At 67.5% G+C, this 23,535-nt stretch carries 22 protein-coding genes and 1 pseudogene; 10 read left to right on the top strand and 13 right to left on the bottom strand.

What is annotated here, in order from left to right; genetic code table 11:
* Window positions 1-28: 28 nt before the first annotated feature.
* Window positions 29-1,285 (bottom strand): trans-acting enoyl reductase family protein, encoded by a 1,257-nt coding sequence (locus SLQ33_RS00115; protein ID WP_319451752.1) that lies wholly within the window; start codon window positions 1,283-1,285, stop codon window positions 29-31.
* Between the two features lie 39 nt (window positions 1,286-1,324).
* Complete coding sequence (locus tag SLQ33_RS00110; RefSeq protein ID WP_319451751.1) at window positions 1,325-3,328, bottom strand: S9 family peptidase; 2,004 nt, start codon at window positions 3,326-3,328, stop codon at window positions 1,325-1,327.
* A 90-nt stretch (window positions 3,329-3,418) separates the two neighbouring features.
* On the opposite strand from SLQ33_RS00110, the gene SLQ33_RS00105 reads away from it, so the two are divergent.
* Genes SLQ33_RS00105 through SLQ33_RS00090 form a run of 4 tightly spaced genes read left to right on the top strand, consistent with a single transcriptional unit; the run spans window position 3,419 to window position 6,181 of the window.
* Entirely contained in the window at window positions 3,419-3,808 is a 390-nt protein-coding gene (locus SLQ33_RS00105) for a helix-turn-helix domain-containing protein (RefSeq protein ID WP_319451750.1), read from the top strand.
* Window positions 3,805-4,335 carry a PaaI family thioesterase gene (locus SLQ33_RS00100; RefSeq protein WP_319451749.1) on the top strand — a complete coding sequence of 177 codons (531 nt, stop codon included), beginning with the start codon at window positions 3,805-3,807 and terminating at the stop codon, window positions 4,333-4,335. The genes SLQ33_RS00105 and SLQ33_RS00100 overlap by 4 nt, the downstream gene beginning before the upstream one ends.
* 35 nt (window positions 4,336-4,370) lie before the next feature.
* Complete coding sequence (locus tag SLQ33_RS00095) at window positions 4,371-5,525, top strand: FAD-dependent oxidoreductase (protein ID WP_319451748.1); 1,155 nt, start codon at window positions 4,371-4,373, stop codon at window positions 5,523-5,525.
* Window positions 5,522-6,181, top strand: a complete 660-nt coding sequence (locus SLQ33_RS00090) for a VOC family protein (RefSeq protein ID WP_319451747.1) — start codon at window positions 5,522-5,524, stop codon at window positions 6,179-6,181. The genes SLQ33_RS00095 and SLQ33_RS00090 overlap by 4 nt, the downstream gene beginning before the upstream one ends.
* Here SLQ33_RS00090 and SLQ33_RS00085 read toward each other — a convergent pair.
* The 7 genes and pseudogenes from SLQ33_RS00085 to SLQ33_RS00055 form a co-directional block, all read right to left on the bottom strand.
* Window positions 6,114-6,608 (bottom strand): transglycosylase family protein, encoded by a 495-nt coding sequence (locus SLQ33_RS00085; protein ID WP_319451746.1) that lies wholly within the window; start codon window positions 6,606-6,608, stop codon window positions 6,114-6,116. The genes SLQ33_RS00090 and SLQ33_RS00085 overlap by 68 nt on opposite strands.
* Before the next feature lie 245 nt (window positions 6,609-6,853).
* A pseudogene (locus SLQ33_RS00080) lies at window positions 6,854-7,087 on the bottom strand (transglycosylase family protein); the annotation flags it as partial.
* Window positions 7,088-8,225: 1,138 nt separating this feature from the next.
* On the bottom strand, window positions 8,226-8,840 hold the full coding sequence (mobA, locus tag SLQ33_RS00075) for a molybdenum cofactor guanylyltransferase (RefSeq protein WP_319451745.1): 615 nt from the start codon (window positions 8,838-8,840) through the stop codon (window positions 8,226-8,228).
* Complete coding sequence (locus SLQ33_RS00070) at window positions 8,812-9,894, bottom strand: 2-oxoacid:ferredoxin oxidoreductase subunit beta (protein ID WP_319451744.1); 1,083 nt, start codon at window positions 9,892-9,894, stop codon at window positions 8,812-8,814. Before SLQ33_RS00070 ends, mobA begins: the two co-directional genes overlap by 29 nt.
* Complete coding sequence (locus tag SLQ33_RS00065) at window positions 9,891-11,822, bottom strand: 2-oxoacid:acceptor oxidoreductase subunit alpha (protein WP_319451743.1); 1,932 nt, start codon at window positions 11,820-11,822, stop codon at window positions 9,891-9,893. Before SLQ33_RS00065 ends, SLQ33_RS00070 begins: the two co-directional genes overlap by 4 nt.
* A gap of 323 nt (window positions 11,823-12,145) precedes the next feature.
* The gene (locus SLQ33_RS00060) at window positions 12,146-12,970 is read right to left on the bottom strand and encodes a PfkB family carbohydrate kinase (protein ID WP_319452514.1); all 825 of its coding nucleotides are present in this window, start codon (window positions 12,968-12,970) and stop codon (window positions 12,146-12,148) included.
* Window positions 12,971-13,102: 132 nt separating this feature from the next.
* The gene (locus SLQ33_RS00055; protein ID WP_319451742.1) at window positions 13,103-14,107 is read right to left on the bottom strand and encodes a LacI family DNA-binding transcriptional regulator; all 1,005 of its coding nucleotides are present in this window, start codon (window positions 14,105-14,107) and stop codon (window positions 13,103-13,105) included.
* A gap of 156 nt (window positions 14,108-14,263) precedes the next feature.
* Here SLQ33_RS00055 and SLQ33_RS00050 point away from each other — a divergent pair, with 156 nt between their 5' ends.
* The 4 genes from SLQ33_RS00050 to SLQ33_RS00035 are packed head-to-tail and all read left to right on the top strand — an operon-like array spanning window position 14,264 to window position 18,283.
* A complete protein-coding gene (locus SLQ33_RS00050; RefSeq protein WP_319451741.1) occupies window positions 14,264-15,427 on the top strand; it encodes a phytanoyl-CoA dioxygenase family protein in 1,164 nt (387 codons plus the stop codon).
* The gene (locus SLQ33_RS00045) at window positions 15,424-16,431 is read left to right on the top strand and encodes a Gfo/Idh/MocA family oxidoreductase (protein WP_319451740.1); all 1,008 of its coding nucleotides are present in this window, start codon (window positions 15,424-15,426) and stop codon (window positions 16,429-16,431) included. Before SLQ33_RS00050 ends, SLQ33_RS00045 begins: the two co-directional genes overlap by 4 nt.
* Window positions 16,428-17,297 carry a sugar phosphate isomerase/epimerase gene (locus SLQ33_RS00040; protein ID WP_319451739.1) on the top strand — a complete coding sequence of 290 codons (870 nt, stop codon included), beginning with the start codon at window positions 16,428-16,430 and terminating at the stop codon, window positions 17,295-17,297. Before SLQ33_RS00045 ends, SLQ33_RS00040 begins: the two co-directional genes overlap by 4 nt.
* Complete coding sequence (locus tag SLQ33_RS00035) at window positions 17,294-18,283, top strand: Gfo/Idh/MocA family oxidoreductase (protein ID WP_319451738.1); 990 nt, start codon at window positions 17,294-17,296, stop codon at window positions 18,281-18,283. Before SLQ33_RS00040 ends, SLQ33_RS00035 begins: the two co-directional genes overlap by 4 nt.
* A gap of 10 nt (window positions 18,284-18,293) precedes the next feature.
* On the opposite strand, the gene SLQ33_RS00030 is transcribed toward SLQ33_RS00035, so the two are convergent.
* On the bottom strand, window positions 18,294-18,473 hold the full coding sequence (locus SLQ33_RS00030) for a hypothetical protein (protein WP_319451737.1): 180 nt from the start codon (window positions 18,471-18,473) through the stop codon (window positions 18,294-18,296).
* Window positions 18,474-18,604: 131 nt separating this feature from the next.
* Here SLQ33_RS00030 and SLQ33_RS00025 point away from each other — a divergent pair, with 131 nt between their 5' ends.
* Window positions 18,605-19,522: a zinc-binding dehydrogenase gene (locus SLQ33_RS00025; protein WP_319451736.1), complete on the top strand. Its 918-nt coding sequence runs from the start codon at window positions 18,605-18,607 to the stop codon at window positions 19,520-19,522.
* A 3-nt stretch (window positions 19,523-19,525) separates the two neighbouring features.
* On the opposite strand, the gene SLQ33_RS00020 is transcribed toward SLQ33_RS00025, so the two are convergent.
* From SLQ33_RS00020 to SLQ33_RS00010, 3 genes are read right to left on the bottom strand one after another with little or no spacing between them, the layout of a single operon-like run.
* Complete coding sequence (locus SLQ33_RS00020) at window positions 19,526-20,347, bottom strand: ATP-binding cassette domain-containing protein (RefSeq protein ID WP_319451735.1); 822 nt, start codon at window positions 20,345-20,347, stop codon at window positions 19,526-19,528.
* A gap of 4 nt (window positions 20,348-20,351) precedes the next feature.
* The gene (locus tag SLQ33_RS00015; RefSeq protein WP_319451734.1) at window positions 20,352-21,410 is read right to left on the bottom strand and encodes an ABC transporter permease; all 1,059 of its coding nucleotides are present in this window, start codon (window positions 21,408-21,410) and stop codon (window positions 20,352-20,354) included.
* Window positions 21,411-21,429: 19 nt separating this feature from the next.
* A complete protein-coding gene (locus tag SLQ33_RS00010; protein ID WP_319451733.1) occupies window positions 21,430-22,416 on the bottom strand; it encodes a substrate-binding domain-containing protein in 987 nt (328 codons plus the stop codon).
* A 187-nt stretch (window positions 22,417-22,603) separates the two neighbouring features.
* On the opposite strand from SLQ33_RS00010, the gene SLQ33_RS00005 reads away from it, so the two are divergent.
* Window positions 22,604-23,377 (top strand): TIM barrel protein, encoded by a 774-nt coding sequence (locus SLQ33_RS00005; protein ID WP_319451732.1) that lies wholly within the window; start codon window positions 22,604-22,606, stop codon window positions 23,375-23,377.
* The last annotated feature ends 158 nt before the right edge of the window (window positions 23,378-23,535 follow it).

Below are 23,535 nucleotides of genomic sequence, written 5' to 3'. Positions count from 1 at the left end.
TGGCTGACAGGAGTTCGGCGCGGCCTGATCAGGACAGCCGGACGGTCTCCAGCGTGACACCCGCCGCGGGCAGCCGGACCAGCAAAGCATCGCCGAGCGCCGCCGCGGGGGTCAGCACGCCCACGAGGTCGGAGAGCTTGTTGCGGTCGAAGGCCAGCGCCAACCCGCACTCCCCGAGCAGCACCGCCGTCGCCTTGTAGCCGGGGTCGCCTCGCTGCGCCATCGTGGCCCGGTAGCGCGCATCGGTGGACGTGGTGGTGTAGGTCTCGACGCGGTAGTGCCCGTTTTCCCTGGCCCGTTCGCTGGGCCCGGTGCCCGGTTTGGGGGCGATGCGCTCGAGCAGGCGGCGTGGCAACTTGTTGAAGTAGCGGCTGCCCAACCCGACCACGGCCGCGTTCCCGGCGGTGCCCATCGCGGCGGCGATCGGTGCCACGACCGAGGAACCCATGCTCATCGTCTCGGAGTAGCGAAGTGCGCGCCCGTAGACCCAGTCGAGCAGCGCGTTGCTGCGGCGCACGATTCGCGAGTTCGTCGCCCCCATCACGAAGGCGCCGACCCAGATGCCGTCGAGTTCTGGCGCGATGTCCCTGCCTCGCCGCCACGGAGTGTCCGACTGATGCCCGAGCTCTGGTTCCACATTTCGGTCGGTCGACAGCGTGTACGGGTCGGCCATCGCGCGTCGCGCGTCGGGATCCGACGACGACGTCTCCAACACTTCCATCATCGAGGCGAGCGTGCCTCCGGAAACGCCGCCCGCGAACGAGCGCACCACCAGGTTGGTCTCGCCGAGTTCACCCGTTCCATCCTCGACCACTCGCTTGTGCAGCGCGTACACGGTGAGATCTGAAGGGATGGAATCAAATCCGCACGAATGGACGATTCTCGCTCCGGTGTCGGCGGCCTGCTTGTGATAGAGGTCGATGCTCTCGCGGATGAACATCGTCTCACCGGTGAGGTCGGCGTAGTCGGTGCCCGCCTTGGCACACGCGGCGACCATCGGCAGCCCGTACTTCGTGTAGGGCCCGACGGTGGTGATCACCACTCGCGTCCGCTCGGCCAAGGCATCCAGCGTCTCCGGCGACGACGCGTCGGCGGCGATCAGCGGCCACTCCCCTGCGGCCTCCGGCAGTGCGTCGCGCACTGCGCGCAGCCGGTCGACGGACCGGCCGGCCAACGCGATTCGCGCGGTGCCACCGGCTTGGGCGAGGTACTGCGCGGTCAGCTTTCCGACGAAGCCCGTCGCGCCGTACAGGACGATGTCGAACTCACGCTGCGCTGCGGCCATGCACCCAACCTACCGGTCGGTGGAACCCCGTCGCGAAGGTCAGCCGAGGGCCTCGGGGAGTTCACCTTCCTCGTCCAACAGGTGTCTGCCGAGGAACGCGGTGACCACCTGATACCAGATCTTGGCGTGCCCGGGAGCCAGCACCCAATGCCCCTCGGTCGGGAAGTACAGGAATTGGTGCGGGCTGGTGCCGTCGTCGGCCGCACGCACCGCCGACTCCGAAAGCAACTGGTACCACAGCCTCAGTCCCTCACCGATGGGCACGCGATAGTCCTTGTCGCCGTGGATCACCAGCATCGGGGTCGCGATGGCGCCGACATGGCGGTGCGGCGAGTTCCGGTCGGCCATCTCGGTGGTCATCTCGCGGGCCCACCAGTACGCGCCGTCGGTGGTCGGTCCGAACTGGTCGAGTGCCCACAGGCTGGCGTGCGTCACGATCGCGTCGAATCGAGCGGTCTGGCCCGCGATCCAGTTCGCCATGTAGCCGCCGAAGGACCCGCCCATCGCGGCGGTGCGGGTCTCGTCGACCCGGGGGTGAGCGCACGCGGCGTCGGTGGCCGCCATGAGGTCGGTGTAGGGCGCGAAACCCCAGGCGCCCCATCCGCGTTGGATGAACTCCTGCCCGTAGCCGGTCGACAGCGCCGGATCGGGCATCAGCACCGCGTACCCCTGCGCGGTGAGCAGCCACGGGTTCCACCGCCAGTGCCACGCGTTCCAACTGCCCAGTGGACCGCCATGAATCCACAACACCAGGGGTGCCGGTTGATCGCCTGCGGGCAGCGTCAACCACGACCGGACGACCGTGCCGTCGTCGGTGGTCACTGTCAGCTCGGTCAACTCGCCTGGCAGCGTGGGGAATTCGATGCACGGCAGCACCGAAACGGCACCGTCGCGATCGATGCGCACCGGGTGCGGCGGCGTCGCGTAGGAGTTGCGGAGCGCATAGCTGACCCCGCCCGGCGCGGTGCGCACGTCGGTGTAGCCAAAGTCGTCGTGGGTGAGCCTGGTGACCGCCGAGCTGACCGGATCGACCAGGAAGACCGGCCCGCGCCCGCCCTCGTCGGCGGTCACGACCAACGTCGCTCCGTCGTCGGCCCATGTGATCGAGCTGGGCCACCGGTCCCAGTCGGTGGCGATTTCGGCGAACGGTTCACCGAAGCGCATGACGCACAACGTGACTCGCGGCGCTTGGGTCGGCGTCGAGATGGTCTCGCGAACGAATGCGACCGACGTCCCGTCCGGTGAGATCGCCGGGGCGGACAGGTCCGCACCGTCATCGTCGGCCACGACGGTGCGCTCGGCGGTCGCGACGTCGATGCGCATCAACACCGACCGGATGGCGGCGCGCGGCGCAGGTACCTGCCACGACGTGACGACGAAGCGGCCGTCGCGGCTGACGTCGAGGTGCGCGTCGCGCATGGCCTGGCCCGGGTCGGGTGTCAGATCCCGCCGTCCGGCGACATCGAGCAGATGCGGCTGCGCGGGTCCGATGTCGTGGTCCCAGTGCCGCACTGGGTAACCCGTGTGCAGCACCGCCGACACCTTGGCGTCCTTGCGCACGGCCCGCAATCGCTTGTCGTCGTCGACGTCGCCGGCCGACGGCAGCAGCGAGGCGCTGACCACGGTGACGTCGGCCTCGCGCGCGGTGCGCACCCCGTCGACGCCGCCCGCGAGCGCGAGCACTTCGACGGCCTCGCCGCCCGCAGCGGGGAGTCGCCACAGGGAGGCGACCGGCTTGTCGTCAGGATCGGCGCCGTCGGCCCGTGGCCGCACCGCGGTGAACAACAGGTCGCCATCGGCGGTGAAGGTGGGTGAGGCCTCTCCCTTTGCGCCGCGCGTCAACCGTCGGGCGGGCGCCACCCCCGCGGGGTCGAGTTCCCATAGCGCGCTGACGTATTCGGTGCGCTTCTCGTTCAGTTCGGCGATCGCCGTCACCACCCTGGATCCATCGGGCGAGACCGCCAACCCGGAAACGCGGGGCAGGGCGAGGTAGGTGTCGAGGTCGTCGAACGGCGTCGTGGTCACGTGCCGTTGGTAGCACATGCCGCGACGTTCGACCTCGCCGAGACAGTAACCAGGGTCGTCAAGACCCGTAAGTTTGATTATCAAACTGACTTCTGGCAACCTGGTCTAGTGACCACCGCTCCACTCGCCACGCTGCCCGGCCGGCCGTGTCCCATCGCCGCGGCGCTGGACCTCGTCGGCGAGCGCTGGGCGCTTCTGGTCGTGCGGGAGATCGCACTCGGGGCCAACCGGTTCAGCACCATCGTGCGCGGCACCGGGGCGCCCCGGGACCGCATCGCGGCGCGGCTCAAGGCGCTCGAGGAAGCGGGCGTCGTCGTCCGGGTGCCGTATCAGACGCACCCACCACGCGACGAGTACCGGCTCACCGATTCCGGTCACGCCCTGCTCCCCGTGCTCGACGCGCTGCTCACCTGGGGCACGGCGTACGCCGTCGACTCGGGCGATCCCGACCGGCAACGCAGATATTCGACCTTCACCGACCGCGAGGAGACCCCGTGACCGCCGAGCTCACCGAAACCACCATCGACAACGGTTGGGGCGAGCGTCGCTCCAAGGTCGTCGAATGGCACGATCCGACGCCGACGACCGCGCGCGGGCTTTCGATGGCCGGAATCGACTACTTGAACGCCATGATCGACGGCACGTTGCCTCCGCCGCCGATCTCCGGGCTCATGGAGTTCGCGCTCGTGTCGGCCGTACCCGGCCAGGTGGTGTTCACCTGCCGGCCCGACGAGTCGGCGTACAACCCCATCGGCGCCATCCACGGCGGCCTCGTGTGCACGTTGCTTGACTCGGTCGCCGGTTGCGCGCTGCATAGCGCGCTGCCACAGGGCAAGGGCTACACGTCGATCGAGATCAAGGTGAACTACCTCAAGGCGGTTCGGCTCGGCAGCGGGCTGCTGACCGCGACGGGCACCGTGGTCAAGTCCGGGTCGCGCGTCGGCTTCACCGAGGGCGTCGTCACCGACGCCACCGGCGCCGTCGTCGCCACCGCGACGAGCACGCTGCTCGTGTTCGACCTCTGAACCGGCGGGCGGGACCCGACCGCTAGTTTCATCATGTGACGCATCGGATCCTTGTCGTCGGCGCTGGCATCGCAGGGCTGGCCGCGGCGGTCGGCCTGCAACGGAGCGGCCATGACGTGACGATCGTCGAAGAACGCGGCGATACGTCGTCGGGCGCGGGAATCAGCATCTGGCCCAACGCATTGGCAGCGCTCGACGAACTTGGCCTCGGGGACGCCGTGCGGGCCGCGGGGGGTCGCGTCACTGCGGGCGCGATGCGCTGGCACGACGGTTCGTGGCTGCGCCGCCCATCCGCCGAGCGCATCGTCACCGCACTCGGCGAGCCGTTGGTGGTGGTGCGGCGGGTGGTGTTGATGAAGCTGCTTGCCGACGCGCTCGCGGTCGGAACCATCGAGTCCGGTGTAGCGGCGAGCGCACTCGACACCACGGAATCGGGGGTACGGGTCACGTTGTCGGACAACACGACTCGCGACGCCGATGCGGTCGTGGGCGCCGACGGGGTCGGCTCGCTGGTTGCCCGTCAGCTCAACGGCACGTTGAACCGCCGGTACGCGGGCTACACGGCGTGGCGCGGAGTCGCCGCCCACGAGCTCGATCCCGCGCTGTCCGGCGAAACCGTGGGCTCGGGAACCGAGTTCGGCCACGCACCGCTCGGGCCGGACCACACCTACTGGTTCGCTACCGAACGAGGTCCCGAGGGCCGCACCTCCCCCGAGGGCGAACTGGCGTACCTGCAGTGGAAGTACGGGTCGTGGGCCGACCCCATCCCGGCACTGCTGGCGGCGACCAACCCGGCCGACGTGCTGCGCAACGACCTCTACGACCGCGACGAGGCCCGCCAATGGGCGCACGGACCGATCGTGCTCGTCGGCGACGCGGCGCATCCGATGCGCCCGCACCTCGGCCAGGGCGGATGTCAGGGACTGGAGGACGCCGCGATCCTCGCGCACTGCTTGGGGCCGACGGCCGACCCGGCGACGGCGTTCGCCCGGTTCGTCGCGGCGCGCCGGCCGCGGGTTCGGGCACTGGCACGGGAGTCGAAGCTGATCGGCCAGCTCGTCAACGTGCGGCCGGCGTTCCTCGGCGCGGTGGCGATGCGGGCGTCGAGCCTGGTGCCCGAGGCGGTGCTGACGCGGCATCTGGCATCCATCGCCGCGGGGTCGGCGTTCGTGCTGCCGGACTTACGGTGACCGTCGAACTGGGTCCGTTGCTCGTCGAGGCGGCCGACCCGACGGCCGTGGCCCGCTTCTGGACGGCCGCACTGGGACCCGACGCGTTCCATCGTCATCTGGTCGTGCGGGCGCAGCGAGGGCCGAAGGTCGTCAAGAACAGGGTGCATCTCGACGTGTGCGTCCGCGACCCGGAGCACCTACTCGCGCTTGGCGCCAGCGTGCTCGCGGAATACCTACCGCAGCGGGTCACCCTGGCCGACGTCGAGGGCAACGAGTTCTGTGCGTTCGTCGAACCCGCGATGAACGACGATGCCGTCGCACGGGCCTTCGCGGTGTGCACCGACAGTGCGCGGCCCGAGGAAATCGCGGCGTGGTGGGCTCCGCTGGTGGGCGCGGAGGTGCGGGACGGGCCGGATGGCACGCCGCGCTGGCTGTACGGGCCTGCTGGGTGGGAGTCGATGATCTGGAAGTTCGTCAGGGTCACCGACGAGCGCGTCGAGCCCAACCGGTGGCGGTGGAGCATTCGGGGCGCGACCGAGGCGGTCACGGCCGCCGGCGGCGTCAGGTCCGACGACGGTTCGTTCGTCGACCCTGACGGCAATTCGTTCAGCGTGGCGTCGCCAGGTTGGTCAATGGGGCCAGGAACGTCGAGCAGATCTGACGGAGATCGATGAACCCGAGGATGCCGCCGGGGCGGATCGCGCCGCAGCCCGTGGTGGCACTGGGTGCGCTCGGCAGGCTCCACAGGGCCGGCGCACCGCCGCGCGAGCCGCACGTGGGCCAGGCGCCGGGGCCCTGGCTGGCCAAGACGTTCTCGGCGACGCGGATCTGCTCCTCGCGCGGCGCGTTGACGGGCGAGCCGAAACCGCCGTTGGACGTCCAGGTGGCCTGCTTGAACTGAAGGCCGCCGTAGTGGCCGTTTCCGGTGTTGGCGGCCCAGTTGCCGCCCGATTCACACTGGGCGACGGCGTCCCAGTTCATGCTGTCGGCGTGCGCGGAGCCTGCGCCGAACAGCGTGGACACGCCCATCGCGACGACGGCAAATGCGCCGGTCAACACGACGAACTGGACTGCCTTGCGGATGGTGCGACGAACGTTCATCTCTTGAGGTCCTTCCCCGACCTTTTGACACGAGGACCGCTACCGGCGTGTCGCTGCGCTTGCCTGACACGGTCATGTGGTAGTTCGTGTGACCGGGTTCACCTGTTACAGAAGAGGTAAACGTTCTTTACCGGGGCGTGATGGACTTCAGAGAAAGCTGAGGTAGAGGGGACAGACGAGGGGCAAGAGAAAGGCGGTGCCGGGCCATTGGCCCGACACCGCCTTCGACAAACGTTGACCGAGACTTAGCCCCGTCGACCGCAGGTCGGCCAAGCACCGATCCCCTGCGTCTTCAGGACGTTGTTGGCGACCCGGATCTGCTCCTCACGGCTGGCCTGGTGCGGCGAGCCGCTGCCACCGTTGGAACGCCAGGTGCCCATGCTGAACTGCAGACCACCGTAGTAGCCGTTGCCGGTGGCGATGCTCCAGTTGCCGCCGGACTCACAGGCCGCGACGGCATCCCAGTTCACCCCGTCCGCATTGGCGGTACCGGTTCCCAGGACCATGGGTGCGACAGCGATCGCCCCGGCCATGGTGGCCAGCCCAAACGTCTTGCGGATGTTCTTCAACTTCGATCCTTTCGCCAAGCGCGCGCCAACAACGCCCGCGCAGATACGCGGAGCGCAGATTGCCCGCCAGGCAGGCGGAAGGGTTGGGTCGCGCCGTCTCGGTCGGGCACGACAGCGGGAGGCAAGATCCGCCTCGCCGAGTGAGAACACCCGGCGGCCGCCCTGGCGCCGGGATCAACCCGGGCCGGCCGCGGCCCCACTCACACTCAGGTTCGTGGTTTTGAAATTATTTGCTCCATATGGAGACCTGGGAACCGTACAAATATTTCTGGGCAAAGTCATGTTTGGCCCACCGCGTGTCGTGGGCAGATAACAGACAGATCACGATCGAACCTGAGAATCATCTATGCAGGTCACCGTGCGCTTTTGCGTAGGTGCCGAATCTGCACGTCAGGCGTGTCGCCGTGAGCCATATCACCATGATTTTGTGACGTGGCCCACAGGTCGCGCACCACATGCGTATCAACCGTCACTGAAATCGACTGTGCGACAACGTGGAAGTATCTCGACGGCCGTGCTGGCGAATATCGTTCGCCAGTGGCCCGCACCAGCTGGATTCAACCACTGCCTCACGGGAGTCGTTGCAGCAAAACGGCTTTCGCGTTCGACGCACTCCGCGGCCCGCCGATCCACTTGAACCCGGGGCGGTTCACGACGCGACGGTCACATGCGCTCTATTCCGTTGCTCGGCAGGGCATTTCGCGAATCTGTGACCGCCAGCACTGAGCCGGTCGCGGGCCCGGACAGCCGTTCGACCGTCACACACCACCAGCGTGCCACCAGCTGGGCGACTACCGACGTGGGTCATGCCATTCAGGCCCGTCGCGCCGCCCCGAATAACAGAGTATTGGACCAGAATTGACGTAGTGAGGCATCAGATACGCTCCCCGCCAACAGATCTCGCCACCTCGGCCTGCGTGACACCATCGATCGGTCGCGCCATTAATGCGCCAACACCACGCCACATCCGTAACAAATAATGTGAATTGGCGACTCCGGTGTGAATTCGCCAGAAAAAACGTCCTAATTCGGTATTTGCTGGATTAATTCAGACGAGATCTGCGGCGGTGTTCACGTTGGTGAGCGACCGTTGCTCCGGCATCACCACGCGCTGGGTGTCCGACACCGTCACCAACGACCGCATGCTGCGCTCCCCCGCCGCGACGAGCGTGTCGGCGCGGTCGGCCAGCGCGGTGCGATAGACACCCGCCAGATAGTGGTCGCGGCCGTCCCACGGCAGCACCACGTCGGCGCCCAGTCGCACCGCGGGCCCGACGAGCTCGTCGATCAGTTCGACGTCCAGGTACGGCATGTCGACCGCACACACGAACGCCAGGTCCAGCCCCGCCTCGGCGGCCGCCCGCAAGCCCCGTGCCGTCGCCAGCAGCGGCCCAACCCCGCGTATCTCGTCGCGCAGCACCTCGGCGTCGAGCTCGGGCAAGGGCTGGCCGGGCGCAGCGACCACGAACACCGGCGCGCATCGCGCGCGCAGCGTCGTCACCGCGCGTTCGACGAGCGTCGTGTCGCCGGTGTCGCTGACGAACGGCAGCGTGGCCTTGTCACGGCCCATGCGCCGCGAAGCGCCACCCGCCAGCACGATGGCGGCGAGCGCGGGGCTCAGTTCGGGCCTTGAATTATTCGACGGTCCAGGTGTCTTTCCCACGCAGCAAGGATTGCAGAGCCGCCGTGTCATGGGGCTTGGAATCCATTGCCGAGCTGACCTGATTGCGCGCCATCTCGTCGTACGTCGGCCGGTTCACCTGACGGAAGATGCCCATCACGGTGTGCTCGAGGTTCTGCTCGGACAAGCGCGACAGCGCGAATGCGTACGCGGGATCGTCGACGTGAGCGTTGTGGATCACGATCTCCCCGGGGTCCACGTCACCGGTCTTGGCGACCTCGAGGCCGTAGCCGGACTTCACCACGCAGAACTCGCCCTCGGCGCCGAACGTGATCGGCTGACCGTGAGCGACGTTGATAAGGCGCTCCTCGGCGCCTTCCTTGCGCAGCGCGTCGAACGAACCGTCGTTGAAGATCGGGCAGTCCTGCAGGATCTCGACCAGCGCCGCACCCCGGTGTGACGCCGCGGCGCGCAGCACCTCGGTGAGGCCCTTGCGGTCGGAGTCCAGCGCACGCCCGACGAAGCTCGCCTCGGCGCCAAGCGCCAGCGAGACCGGGTTGAACGGGTAGTCCAGCGAGCCCATCGGTGTCGACTTGGTGACCTTGCCGACCTCGGACGTCGGCGAGTACTGGCCCTTGGTCAGGCCGTAGATCCGGTTGTTGAACAGCAGGATCGTGAGGTTCATGTTGCGGCGCAGCGCGTGGATCAGGTGATTGCCGCCGATGGACAGCGCGTCGCCGTCACCGGTCACGACCCACACCGACAGATCCTCGCGAGCCAGCGCCAGGCCGGTCGCGACGGTCGGGGCGCGGCCGTGGATCGAGTGGAAGCCGTAGGTCTCCAGGTAGTACGGGAAGCGGCTGGAGCAGCCGATGCCGCTGACGAACACCATGTTCTCGCGACGCAGGCCCAACTCCGGCAGGAAGTTGCGGATGGTGTTGAGGATGACGTAGTCACCGCAGCCGGGGCACCAACGCACCTCTTGGTCGCTGGTGAAGTCCTTGGCCTTCTGCGGCTCGTCGGTGGTCGGCACCCCGCTGGTCTTCGTCAAACCAACGGAGGTGAGCCCGAGGTCGGCCCCGATCAGATCAGTCATGCGTCAACTCCCACACCAGTATCCACCGTGGCTGCTGCCAGCCGCGCGAACTTGGCCTTGTCAGTTTCCTTTTCGGCGAGCGTTCCGTCCAACGCGGCATCGATGATGCCCTCGACTTCGTCGGCGAGGAACGCCATGCCCTCGACCTTGGTGACCGACTGGATGTCGACCAGGTACTTGCCGCGCAACAGCATCGCCAGCTGGCCCAGATTCATCTCTGGAAGGACGACCTTCTGGTAGCGGTTGAGTACCTCGCCGAGGTTCGCGGGGAACGGGTTGAGGTGGCGGACGTGCGCGTGGGCCACCTTGATGCCCTTGCGCCGGGCCCGCCGGCACGCCTCGCCGATCGGACCGTAGGAACTGCCCCAGCCGACCAGCAGCAGCTCGGCGTCGCCGGTCGGGTCGTCGACTTCGAGGTCGGGGACCTTGACGCCGTCGACCTTGGCCTGGCGCAACCGCACCATGAGGTCGTGGTTCTTGGGCTCGTAGGAGATGTTGCCCGAGCCGTTGGCCGCCTCGAGGCCGCCGATGCGGTGCTCCAAACCGGGAGTCCCTGGGATCGCGAATTGGCGGGCAAGGGTTTCCGGGTTGCGGGCGTACGGCTGGAAGGGCTCACCGGCCTTGGCGAAGGTGTGCTCGATGGGCGCGTACTGGCTCACGTCGGGGATGCGCCAGGGCTCCGAACCGTTGGCGATCGCGCCGTCGGACAAGATGATCACCGGGGTGTGGTAGGTCACCGCGATCCGCGCGGCCTCGACGGCGATGTCGAAGCAGTCCGACGGGGTTGCCGGCGCGAGCACGACGACCGGCGATTCACCGTTGCGGCCGTAGAGCACCTGTAGCAGGTCGGCCTGTTCGGTCTTGGTGGGCAGACCGGTCGACGGACCACCGCGCTGCACGTCGATGATGATCAGCGGGAGTTCGGTCATCACGGCCAGGCCGATGGCCTCGGATTTCAGCGAGATGCCAGGGCCAGAGGTGCTGGTGATGCCGAGCGCGCCGCCGTAGGAGGCGCCGATGGCCGCACCGATGCCCGCGATCTCGTCCTCGGCCTGGAAGGTCAGCACGTTGAAGTGCTTGTACTTGGAGAGCTCGTGCAGGATGTCCGACGCGGGCGTGATGGGGTAGCTGCCCAGCACGATCTGCGTGTTGGCGAGCTGGCCGGCTGTCACCAGCCCGTAGGCGAGCGCGGTGTTGCCGGAGATCTGCCGGTAGTCGCCGGACTTCAGCTTCGCCGGGGCCACCTCGTAGGTGACGGCGAACGCCTCGGTGGTCTCGCCGTAGTTCCAGCCGGCCTTGAGCGCAAGCACGTTGGCCTCGGCCACCTCTGGCTTGCGGGCGAACTTCTCGCGAATGAAGGCCTCGCTGGCCTCGAGCTCGCGGCCGTACATCCACGACAGCAGCCCGAGCGCGAACATGTTCTTCGCCCGCTGGCCATCCTTCTTGGTCGCGCCGATGGCCTCGACGGCACCCAGCGTCAGCGACGTCATTGCCACGGCCTGGACGACGTAGTCGGAGAGCTCGTCGCCCTCCAGCGGGTTGGACTCGTAACCGACCTTGGCGAGGTTGCGCTTGGTGAACTCGTCGGCGTTGGCGATGATCAGGCCGCCACGTGGCAGATCCTCGACGTTGGCCATAAGTGCCGCGGGGTTCATCGCGACGAGCACGTCGGGCCGGTCACCGGCGGTGAGGATGTCGAAGTCGGCAATCTGGATCTGGAACGACGACACCCCTGGAAGCGTGCCCTGTGGTGCGCGGATCTCGGCGGGGTAATTCGGTTGCGTCGCAAGGTCATTGCCGAAGAGCGCGGCTTCGGTGGTGAACCGGTCGCCGGTCAGCTGCATGCCGTCTCCGGAGTCACCGGCAAAGCGGATGACGACCTTCTCGAGCTTCTGCCGCGGCGCGGCGCCGTTGCCGTTTTGACCCACGACCCCTGCCTTTCACGTTTGGTCAGGTCACGTCATTCCGCGTCGCGATCGAGGGCTGCTTCGAAACGATGCGCCGCCGGTATGGCGTCGACCCAGATATTGTCTGTCACTGGCAGTACCGATTATTGCACTTCTCTTAGGCTGACCTGGTCAGGACCCGCCGGTTACCGGCAGGTAAAGCTCGATGAAGTACGCAGGTCAACCGCGTGAACTCGGGCAACCGCCAACACAATTGTGGTTTTCGTCACTTTTTAGAGAACGACATTCTCTAAGGTTTCGGTTACTCGCCAGTAGCCACCTGCTAGCGCTTTCGGGAGGGATCGCTACACGCGGTAGCTGACGCCGACGCGGGGCCGCTTGTCGAGCTCCCGAGCGACGAGCGCGCTGGCCACCTCGACGGCGCGGCGCGGGTCGGCGCCTGCCGCACGGTTGGCCACGTAACAGGCGGTGAACATGTCGCCCGCACCCGTGGTCTGCACGCCCTCGACGCGCCAGGCGGCGGGCACCCGGACCACCGCGCCGTCGGTATAGATGTCGCATCCCGCGGAACCGAAGGTGACCAGGATCTCGGGCACCCCGAGGCGCGCCGCGGTGGCCGCGTCGAACTCACCGTCGGCCACGACGACCGCCTCGTCCTCGGCCAGCTTGAGCACGCTGACGTTGGCGAGCAGGGCGGGCGTGAAGTCGCGGTTCTCCACGAGTGGCCCCAACCGATCGGCGCGGACCAGACCCTGTCCGTCATAGGCGACGCGATGGCCGCGCGCCGCGAGGTGCGCCAGCGTCGCCGCGGGAAAATCGGTGCGCAGCAGCGGCGCCAGGTGCACCCACGTGGTGTCGGGATCAGCCGCATCGACCTCGGGTTCGCCCCACACGGGACCGATCGCCTCGACGAACATGTGTCGGTGGTCGAGGTCGTCGTAGTCCAGCCGAAACGCGCTCGTCCGGTCGCTCGGCAGGATCCGGACGAGGTCGCCGAACCGCTCGAGCAGCGGGTCGAAGAGCACGTGGTCCTGCTCGGCGCCCATCGCGACGATCCGACCGGGGCCGGCCGAGGCTTCCAGCGCCACGCCCGCGAACGACGCACAGCCACCTGGACTCCTCGGCGCGCCGTCGATGACGTCGATCGCCAGGTTGCCCAGCACGGTCACACCGTGGACGAGCGTGTCTGGCTGTCGCCGCACCGATCGAGTCTCCCGGTCTACCCATGGTTCGCGTCGGCGCGAAGTCGTCGCCTTGGGCGGAAATCGTAACCGGGATCGCTGTCAATGAGCGATCCGAGCTCATGCGGGCAGGTTGTACGGCGTGATCACCTGGATGGGCACGGGACGGGCCGGCTCTGGGGGCAGCGCCCGGCGCTGCTGCAGGATCAGGCGCATCGCGAGCCGCGCGTCGGCGCGCAGGTCGTTGTGCAGCACCACCGAGATCCGGCCGTCGCGGAGCAATCGTCGGTTGTCGGCGTCGAGGTCGTGGGCAACAAAGACCCGGCACACCCGGCCCAACTTCTCGAACGCGGCGACGGTCGCGGTGTTGCCACCGCCAACCGAATAGACGGCCTCGATCGTCGGGTGCCGTTCGAGCGCATCGAGCACTAGCCGCTCGTTGGTGGCGTCGATGCCGTCACTGTCGCTCACCTCCACGATGACTCGACCCGACCCACGCAATCCGGCTCGGAACCCCACTTCGCGTTCTCCCTCACCGCGGAACACCGTCCGGCTGAGCGTGATCAGTACGTCGGAGGACGCCGAGCCGAGCCATTGGTCCATCAGGTAAGCCGCCGTCACTCCGGCGCCGTGGTTGTCGATGCCGACGTAGGCACACCGCGCGCTCGTCGGCACGTCGGTCGCGTAGGTGACCACCGGCACGCCAGCGTCGACGAGTCGGTCGACGGCCTCGGCGACCTCGGGCTCGTCCTGGGCCTTGAGCACGACGCCGTGACTGCCTCGGATGCGGGCCAGGACGTCAACCATCTGCGCCGTCGAGCCGGACTCCCAAAGGTGGAAGCGCGCCCGCACCATCGCCGGGGCGAACGCCGGGAGCTCAGCCTCGACGGCCGCCCGGAACGCGTCGGAGAACCGTTGCGGCGTCTGCATCACCACGTCGAGGAGGTAGCGGCGACCGTTGAGGCGCAACTGCGCACGTTGCTTGTCCAGGTCGGCGATCGCCTGCGCGACCTCGGCCCGCGTGTTCTCCCGAACGCCGGGGCGATCGTTGAGCACGCGGTCGACGGTGGCCTCGCTCAGCCCGGCTTGCTGGGCGATCTCGCGGACCTTGTAGCGGTGCGCCATGTCCCGCCCCTCCCCCCTCTTGCGATTTCGGCGTGGAAACCGTCGCTGAGCGAGCGTTTCCGCGCCGAAATCGCTCTAGTGCCCCCTCAGGCGTGATGGTTTTTTGATGGGTTTCTGGTGTTGATTGCGGTCCAAGTCACAACCAGACTAGCGACCATGACCGCATCGATGACCGCAACCGGCGGAGCGTGGATCGAGCCGTCGGACTGCGAGCTCGATGACTTCCGCGCGCAGGTCTCCCGCGACACCGCACTCGCCGACTACCCGTTCGCGACGGACGTCCGCGAGAACGTGCTCGTCTACTCCGCCGACGCGCTGGCCCGGCCCGACCGCCGCGCCCTGCAGGCCGAACTCATCCGCGCCCTCGCGGACGGCCCTGGCGTGATGGTGTTCGAGGGTGCCGTCGACGATGACGTGGTGGATCGGGCCAGCACCGCGTTCACTGCGCTCATCGACGCCCAGCGCGCCGAGGGCGCCACCGCAGGCGATCACTTCGGCAAGGCCGGCGCCAACGACCGCATCTGGAACGCCGCGCACAAGCTCGCCCTGCACGCACCGGAGGTGTTCGCCGACTACTACGCCGCCGATGCGTTGGCGATCGTGTCGCAAGCGTGGCTAGGCCCGCGCTACCAGGTCACCTCACAGGTCAACGTCGTCAATCCCGGTGGGGCAGCGCAGGTTCCACACCGCGATTACCACCTCGGCTTCGTCGACGAGGATCAGCTGACCGCGTATCCGGCACACCTGCACCGGATGTCGGCGGCGCTGACCCTGCAGGGCGCCGTCGCGCACTGCGACATGCCGTTGGCCAGCGGCCCGACGATGCTCTTGCCGTACTCGCAGCGCTTCGTGGGCGGCTACGTGGCGTTCTACCGCCCCGAGTTCATCGAGTACTTCGCCGAGCACCACGTCCAGGTGCCGCTGCGCAAGGGCGACGCCGTCTTCTTCAACCCCGCGCTCTACCACGGGGCCGGTACCAACACGTCGTCCGACATCCGCCGGATGGCCAACCTGCTGCAGATCTCCTCGCCGTTCGGGCGCGCGATGGAGTCGCTCGACCGCACGGCGATGGTGCGCGCGGTCTACCCCGCGCTGCTCGCCATGAAGGCGGCGGGTCGCTCTCAGCGGGACCTCGGCAACGTCGTCAACGCCACCGCCGAGGGCTACGCCTTCCCCACCAATCTCGACCACGACCAACCCATCGGCAGCCTGGCGCCGCCGAGCCAGGTCGACACCGTGTTGGCCGCGCTGGCCGACGCAATTTCCCCAGAAGCACTCGACGTCGCACTCAGCGCACAGAACGAACGGAGAATCCCATGACCACCCTCGGCGTAATCGGACTCGGACGCATCGGCGCCTTCCACACCGAAACCCTCAGTGGCCTAGCCGGTCTCGACGGTTTGGTGATCACCGACGAGCGCACCGACGTCGCGGCCGCCGTGGCCGCCAAGCACGGCGTCAAGGCCGTGGACACGGTCGAGGAACTGCTGTCCTCCGGCATCGATGGCGTGGTCGTAGCCGCCGCGACGCCCGCCCATGCCGAGCTCACGCTGGCGGCCGTCGAGCGCGGCATCCCGACGTTCTGCGAGAAGCCGATTGCCGCCACGGCGGTCGAGAGCGCGCGCGTGGCCGAGGTGATCGCGCGTTCCGGCGTACCCGTGCAGGTGGGTTACCAGCGCCGGTACGACGCCGCGTTCGCGGCGGCCAAGCGCGCCGTCGACGCCGGGGCGCTCGGCACCCTGCACACCGTGCGCAGCACCACGATGGATCCCGCTCCCCCGCCGATGGACTACATCAAGGGCTCCGGCGGCATCTTCCGCGACTGCGCGGTGCACGACTTCGACGTGCTCAACTGGATCACGGGCCAGCGGGCCGTCGAGGTGTACGCGACGGGAACCGTCCAGGGCGACCCGCTCTTCGCCGAGTACGACGACGTCGACACCGCCGCCGTGGTGGTGACCTACGACGGTGGCGCAATGGGCATCGTGTCGGCCGCCAGGTACAACGCGCGCGGATACGACTGCCGCCTCGAGGTCCACGGCTTCGACGACAGCGTCGTTGCGGGCTGGGATCAGGGTGTGCCGCTGCGGAACATGGACCCGCGCAACGAGTTCCCGCAGGGCCCGGCCCACCACTTCTTCATGGACCGCTTCACCGAGGCCTTCCGCGCCGAGCTGGCCGCCTTCGTCGGCGTCACCAAGGGCGACGCCATTCAGGGCGCCACCGTGGCCGACGCGGTCGAGGTGGCGTGGCTGGCCGAAGCCGCCACCGAATCGCTTCGCCGGCACGCGCCCGTGACGATCGCGGAGGTCCGGAACTCGTGAGCACGATCAAGATCGCCGGGGCACCGATCTCCTGGGGCGTCTGCGAAGTCCCCGGCTGGGGTTATCAGCTGACGCCCGACCGCGTGCTGAGGGAGATGCGCGGCGCCGGGCTGAGCGCGACGGAACTGGGGCCCGACGGCTTCCTTCCCACCAACTCTGCCGAACTGCGGAACGTGCTGCGCGCCAACGAGTTGGATTGCGTCGGCGGGTTCGTTCCGGTCGTGCTGCACGACGAAGACCACGATCCGGCCGCCGACCTGGCCGGACCTCTGGACGCGCTGGTCGCTGCGGACGCAGGCGTGGTGGTGCTGGCCGCGGCCACCGGCGCCGACGGCTACGACTCGCGGCCCGTGCTCGACGACGCCCAGTGGGCAACGCTGCTGGCCAATCTGGACCGGCTGGCGGGCATCGTCGCAGCGCGCGGCCTGCTCGCGGTGCTGCACCCGCACGTCGGCACCGTGGTCGAGACGCGCTCCGACGTCGATCGCGTGCTGGCGGGCTCGTCGATTCCGCTGTGCCTGGACACCGGGCATCTGCTGATCGGCGGCACCGATCCGCTGGAGCTGGCGAAGGCGGTGCCCAACCGGATCGCGCACACGCACCTGAAGGACGTCGACGCGGCGCTGGCGGCCAAGGTCCAGTCGGGTGAGCTGACCTACACCGATGCGGTGAAGGCCGGCATGTACACGCCGCTGGGCACCGGTGACGTCGACATTGCAGGCATCGTTTCGGTGTTGCGGGACAACGGCTTCGACGGCTGGTTCGTGCTCGAGCAGGACACCATCCTGGACGGCGAACCCACCGGCGAGGGCCCGGTCCGCGACGTAGTGGCCAGCGTCGGGTACCTCAACGCCGTCACGGCATGACGTTGCGCATCGGGGTGCTTGGCGCCTCGCGGATCGCCGAGTCGTCGATCGTCGGGCCAGCCGCCGAACTCGGGCACCGCCTGGTCGCGGTGGCGGCGCGGGATCCGCAGCGGGCCGCCGCGTTCGCCGACAAGTACGGCGTGGAGCGGGCCGTCGCGTCCTACCAGGACGTCATCGACGATCCCGAGGTGGACGTCGTCTACAACCCGCTGGCCAACTCGCTGCATGCGCCGTGGAACCTTGCCGCCATCGCAGCGGGCAAGCCGGTGTTGAGTGAGAAGCCGTTCGCCCGTGACCAAGCCGAGGCCCGAAGGGTCGCCGACGCCGCAGCCGCGGCAGGCATCACCGTGCTTGAGGGGTTTCACTATTACTTCCATCCCGTCACGCAGCGCGCGTTCACCCTGGCCGCCGATGGCGCGGTCGGCGAGGTCACCCACGTCGAGGTGCGGATGGCCATGCCTGCCCCCGACAACGGCGATCCGCGCTGGTCGTTCGAGATGGCGGGCGGCGCGTTGATGGACCTCGGCTGCTACGGCCTGCACATCATGCGCACGTTGGGTCGGTTGTCGGTACCCGGCCTCGACGGCCGCCCATCCGTCACGCGGGCCCACGCCGAACAGCGCACCCCCGACGTCGACGCCTGGTGTGACGTCCAACTCGGCTTCCCCGGCGGCGCCACCGGACTGTCCGCGAATTCGATGGTGGCCGACGACTATTCGTTCACGATCCGCATCGTCGGCAAGGCGGGCGAGCTGCTAGTGCACGACTTCATCCGCCCGAACCGGGATGACGGGCTGACCCTGCGCACCCCGACGGACGCCACCGTCGAACGGCTCGGCACCCGCTCGTCGTACACCTACCAATTGGAGGCGTTCGCCGATCACGTGCAGCACGGCAATGTGCTGCCGTTCGGCACCGAGGACGCAGTGGCCAACATGGTGATGGTGGATTCGGCCTATCGTGCCGCGGGGCTGACCCCCCGCTAGCGCACGGCCGCTACGGACGGTGTTCGGCGCGTCGGGCCCGGCTCAGCGGGCGCCGACGATCCGTCGCCGCGTCTCGGCGGGCGTGCCACCGCAGCTTCATCAACAGCACCTGGCGATGCGCCCGGAACGAGAGCGACAGCGGGTCACGCCAGAGCGGGGTGCCCGGCGATGCGTCGCGTTCGATGTCCACGGCTCCATTGTGACGCGTCTTCGGCATCTGTCGACTTGACGCGTCCACCCGTGTCGATGTCGTGATGGTGAACAGCGATCCAACTGGTCGGCGCCGGAATAAGGCCGGATACAGGACCGTTGGCGACAAGCATGCGAGCGGTTGTCTACGATCCCGATGCCCCGACGAAGCTGAGCTTTGACGACGATGTCGCCGAACCCGTCCCCGCGCCCGACGAGGTGGTGGTCGGGGTCGAGGCGATTGCGTTGAACTTCGGCGAGATTGCATGGATCGCGAACGCCCGCCAGCCGGGCGAGGTGCCCGGCTGGGATACCGCGGGGGTCGTCGTCCACGCCGCGGCCGACGGCAGCGGTCCGCCCGTCGGCACCCGCGTGGTGGCCTTCAACTGGGCGGGTGGCTGGGCGCAACGCCGAGTCGCCGCCAGCAGCAACGTCGCCGTCGTGCCGGACTCCGTTGACTTCGCCACCGCCGCCGCCCTGCCCGTCGCCGGCGTTACTGCGCTGCAGGCGATCCGCGCCCTTGGGCCCGTCGTGGGGCGGCGCGTGCTGATCACCGGCGCGTCAGGTGGCGTCGGCCGATTCGCCGTACAGCTGGCCGCCCGCGCGGGTGCGCACGTCATCGCCGCCGTCGGCAGCACCGCGCGCGGGGCGGGCCTGGCCGAACTCGGTGCGGCCGAAGTGGTGGTAGGTCTCGACGACGTGACCGAACCGGTGTTCGGCGTGCTGGACAACGTCGGCGGTCCGCTACTGGCCCAGGCCTTCAGGCTCGTCGGCGAGAACGGTTCTGCGCAGTCGATCGGCATGGCTTCCGGCCAACCCACCATCATCGACTTCGAGGCAGAACGTCACGCTGCCATCCGAAAGCGGTTGGAGCCCTTCAACGTTCGGGTGCCGTTCCGCGCCGATCTCGAGTACTTGGTCGAGTTGGTGGCAAAGGGCCAACTCGACCCGCAGCTTGGACTGCGCGACTCCTGGGACAACGTGGCCGCAGCGGCTTCGAAGCTGCTCGACCGCCGGATACCAGGCAAAGCGGTGCTCGAAGTTTCGTGACGGCTACTTGCTGCCGCGCAGCTCGTGCGTAAGCTCCGCCAACTCGTCTCCGCCGGCCATCTCCTGAGTGAGGTGATCGAGGGTGATGTCGTCGTAGGCGCAGTCGAGTTTCTGCCTGCCACGGTTGAGCAGCACGAAGTGATCACCCACCATGTGCGCGTGATGCGGGTTGTGGGTGATGAACACGACACCGAACCCGGCTTCTTTGGCCGCGGTGATGTACTTGAGCACCACGCCCGACTGCTTGACGCCCAGCGCGGCCGTCGGCTCGTCGAGGATCAGTACCCGCGCCCCGAAGAACACCGCGCGGGCGATCGCCACGCACTGACGTTGGCCGCCGGAGAGCGAACCGATCGGTGCGTCGACGTCGGGCAGCTCGATGCCCATCTTGGCCAGCTCGGTGAGCGTCGTGGCCCGCATCGCGTTGGCGTCCAACGAAAACGGGAACGACTTCTTGCGCAGTTCCTGGCCAAGGAAGAAGTTGCGCCATACCGGCATCAACGGCACGACGGCGAGGTTCTGGTACACCGTGGCGATGCCCTTGGCGAGCGCGTCGGCCGGGGATGCGAACTTCGTCGACTCGCCGTCCACGAGAAGGTCACCCTCGGTCTGCTGGTGCAGCCCGGAGATGATCTTGATGAGGGTGGACTTGCCCGCGCCGTTGTCACCGAGGATGCCGGTGACCTCACCTGCGTGCACGCGCAGGCAGATGTCCTTGAGCGCGGTGATGTTTCCGTATGACTTGCCGACGTTCTTCAACTCGACGAGGGGAACCTTGCCCCCGGATGGGGCGTCGTGCTCCGGACGTTCCACGGTTGCGGTCATTCGGTCACCTCTTCGCTGCGTAGTTACGGAAGGCGTTGTTGGCGACGACGGCGAACAGCAGCACTGCGCCAAGGAAGAACTTGAACCAGTCGGGGTCCAAGCCCGCGTAGACGATGCCCTGGTTGGCCATGCCGAAGATGAACGCACCGATGGCCGCGCCAATGGCGGTGCCGTAGCCACCGGTGAGCAGGCAGCCTCCGATGACGGCGGCGATGATGTAGAAGAACTCGTTGCCGATGCCCTGCCCGGACTGCACGGTGTTGAAGTTGAACAGCAAGTGCATGCCGACGAACCAGGCGCAGAAGCCGACGAACATGAACAACCCGATCTTGACCTTCGTGACCGGAACACCCACTGCGCGAGCACTATCCGCGTCCCCGCCGACCGCGAAGATCCAATTGCCGATCTTGGTCTTGAACAACACGTACGTCGCGATCGCCGTGAACAGTAGCCACCACAGCACGGTGATGCGGATACCGACGCCGAACACGTTGAAGTTGTGCGCGAACGCCCACTGAGCCGAGGCCCAGCCCTGCATGTCGCTGACGCTCTGGGTGGCAACCTGGCCCGAAATCAGTTTCGTGACAGCGAGATTGATGCCGGCGAGCATGAAGAACGAACTCAGCGTGATGAGGAAGCTGGGGATCTTGGTCTTCATCACCAGGTAGCCGTTGAGGAATCCCACACTCAAGGCAAGGACCAGCGCCAAGGCCGCACCTACCCACAGATTGAGGTGCAGGTTGAACGCCAGCATCGACGCTGCCAGCGAACTGAACGTCACGGCCACGCCTGCCGACAGATCGAACTCACCGCCGATCATCAACAACGCGACGCCGCACGCCATGATGCCGATCGTTGAGCTGGCGTACAGCACGGTGGCCAACGATGCGGCCTCCCGGAACGGGGGCGCGATGATCAGGAAGATGATGAAGAGCGCGATGGCACCGATCGCGGCACCCATCTCGGGACGGATCAGCATCCGCTGCGCACGGTTGCGTTCCTTCACCCGTTCGTCGTGGACGATCTTGTGTTCTGAGACGTCCAAGTCAGCTTGAGTCGTCATGTCTACTCTCCCGGGGACGCTAGCGAGTACCGGCCTTGGCCAGTTCGGCCACGGCATCGATGTTGGACGAGTCGATGAAGGCGGGACCCGTCAGCGTCGGCTGACCGCCGCCGATGACGTTCTTGTTGTTGATGTACAGCCATAGCGAGTCGACGGCCAGGTAGCCCTGGAGGTACGGCTGCTGATCCACGGCCCACTGAACGTCGCCCGCCTTGATGGCGTCGACCAGCGCGGCATTGGTGTCGAACGTGCCGATCTTGGCCTTGCTGCCGGCGTTCTTGGCCGACTGCACCGCGGTCAACGCGAACGGCGCACCGAGTGTCACGATCATGTCGATCGCGGGATCCTGTCGCAGCTTCGCCTCGATCGTGGATTCCACCGACGGCATGTCCTTGCCGTTGACGTTGAGGATCTCAGTCGCCGGGAATGTGTTCTTCAGTCCCGCGCAACGCGCCTCGAGGTCGACGTGGCCTTGCTCCTGGATGACGCAGATCGCCTTGGTGGCGCCGTCCGTCTTCAGTCGCTCGCCAGAGCCCTGACCGGCGATGTATCCGTCCTGACCGAAGAACTCCTTGACGCCCATCTTCTGCCAGGCGTCCATCCCGGCGTTGAACGCCACGACCGGAATGTCCTTGTCCTCGGCGGCTTTCACCACGGCCAGCATCGCGTCCGGCTTCGCCAGCGTCACGGCGATTCCGTCGACGCCACTGTCAATGGCGGACTGGACCAGGTTGGCTTGGTTCGGCGCCTCGGGATCGTTCGAGTAGCGGAGTTCGACGTTGTCCTTCTTTGCCGCGGCTTCGGCACCCTTGCGAATCAAGTCCCAGAACGAGTCGCCGGGCACCTCATGGGTGACCATCGCGATGGTGATGCGCGGCGTATCGACGGTACCGCCGCCGCCCCCGTCACCCGAGCCTTCTTGCTTACCTCCGCTGGAAGAGCACGCCACCATGCCCAACGCGAGTACGCCCGCTCCCGCCACTGCCACGAGCCGCTTGAACGTCATTGTTTCTCCTCGTTGTCGAATCGCCGCGTCGTCCCCGTCGGGCACCGGGCCCGGTGTCGGGCGACACGCCTCAGTCCTGATGTAATACGGCTCACAGTCGAAAGTCAATACTTTGTTCGGACATTAGGACTGCATATCAAATGTTAGGGTGCGTCCGTCCAGGTCGGAACGAGAGAGGTGACGAACCATGACTGCCTTCGAACTCGCGGTGTCCTCCGAGATGGTCTTCACCGAAATGGCAATCCTCGACCGCGTGAAGCGGATCGACGAACTCGGTTTCGCCGTCGAGATCTGGAGTTGGCACGACAAGGACCTGGATGCACTGGCCGCCACCGGCGCGCGGTTCTCCTCGATGACGGGCTACCTCCATGGTGACCTGATCGATCGCGACGGCGCCGACGAGGTGGTCCGCACCGCCGAACTGAGCATCAAAGCCGCTGAGATACTTGGTGTTCCGCGGCTGAACCTGCACACCGCCGAGCTCGTCGACGGGCAGGCCGCGCGGCCCCGGCAGCGCGCCACCGGGACGATGTGGTTGACGGCCGCGCGCGCGTTGGAGCGCATTGGACAGCTCGGCGCCGCGGCCGGCGTGACCTTCTGCGTCGAGAACCTCAACACCACGGTCGACCACCCGGGGGTACCCCTGGCCCGCGCCAAGGACACGCTGGCGTTGGTGGAGGCGGTCGATCATCCGAACGTCAAGATGATGCTCGATCTCTATCACGCGCAGATCGGCGAGGGGAACCTCGTCGAGTTGGTGCGCCGGTGCGGTGACGCCATCGGCGAAGTTCAGGTGGCCGACGTGCCAGGGCGGTGCGAACCGGGCACCGGCGAGATCCACTACCCCGCCATCGCGAAGGCGTTGCGCGACATCGGGTTCAGCGGGACCGTCGGGCTGGAGGCGTACGCCGCGGGCGACAGCACCGTCGCCCTGGAGGCGTTCCGCTCGGCGTTCAGCTAGGTCGGTGTTCCTCGGCGTTGAGGTAGCGCTGGCTGCGAAGAAGTGCGCTTGAACTCAAGCGGTGGCTGCAACGTATGCGGACGGGTTTGAGAGTAGTCGGTCGAGTTCTTCGGCCGGGGTGCGCCATTTGTAGCGTTCGCGGGGGCGGGCGTTGAGTT

The organism is Mycobacterium sp. RTGN6, from assembly GCF_033804605.1.
Taxonomy (GTDB): domain Bacteria; phylum Actinomycetota; class Actinomycetes; order Mycobacteriales; family Mycobacteriaceae; genus Mycobacterium.
The sequence above is the reverse complement of the archived record's forward strand: the minus strand, read 5'-3'. Positions and strand labels throughout refer to the sequence as shown.

Bases quoted from the DNA above. Each gene is read 5' to 3' on its own strand.
- SLQ33_RS00115 (WP_319451752.1), bottom strand. From the start codon at position 1,285: ATGGCCGCAGCGCAGCGTGAGTTCGACATCGTCCTGTACGGCGCGACG.
- SLQ33_RS00110 (WP_319451751.1), bottom strand. From the start codon at position 3,328: ATGTGCTACCAACGGCACGTGACCACGACGCCGTTCGACGACCTCGAC.
- SLQ33_RS00085 (WP_319451746.1), bottom strand. From the start codon at position 6,608: ATGAACGTTCGTCGCACCATCCGCAAGGCAGTCCAGTTCGTCGTGTTG.
- SLQ33_RS00070 (WP_319451744.1), bottom strand. From the start codon at position 9,894: ATGACTGATCTGATCGGGGCCGACCTCGGGCTCACCTCCGTTGGTTTG.
- SLQ33_RS00055 (WP_319451742.1), bottom strand. From the start codon at position 14,107: ATGGCGCACCGCTACAAGGTCCGCGAGATCGCCCAGCAAGCCGGGCTG.
- SLQ33_RS00050 (WP_319451741.1), top strand. From the start codon at position 14,264: ATGACCGCATCGATGACCGCAACCGGCGGAGCGTGGATCGAGCCGTCG.
- SLQ33_RS00045 (WP_319451740.1), top strand. From the start codon at position 15,424: ATGACCACCCTCGGCGTAATCGGACTCGGACGCATCGGCGCCTTCCAC.
- SLQ33_RS00035 (WP_319451738.1), top strand. From the start codon at position 17,294: ATGACGTTGCGCATCGGGGTGCTTGGCGCCTCGCGGATCGCCGAGTCG.
- SLQ33_RS00025 (WP_319451736.1), top strand. From the start codon at position 18,605: ATGCGAGCGGTTGTCTACGATCCCGATGCCCCGACGAAGCTGAGCTTT.
- SLQ33_RS00020 (WP_319451735.1), bottom strand. From the start codon at position 20,347: ATGACCGCAACCGTGGAACGTCCGGAGCACGACGCCCCATCCGGGGGC.
- SLQ33_RS00015 (WP_319451734.1), bottom strand. From the start codon at position 21,410: ATGACGACTCAAGCTGACTTGGACGTCTCAGAACACAAGATCGTCCAC.
- SLQ33_RS00010 (WP_319451733.1), bottom strand. From the start codon at position 22,416: ATGACGTTCAAGCGGCTCGTGGCAGTGGCGGGAGCGGGCGTACTCGCG.
- SLQ33_RS00005 (WP_319451732.1), top strand. From the start codon at position 22,604: ATGACTGCCTTCGAACTCGCGGTGTCCTCCGAGATGGTCTTCACCGAA.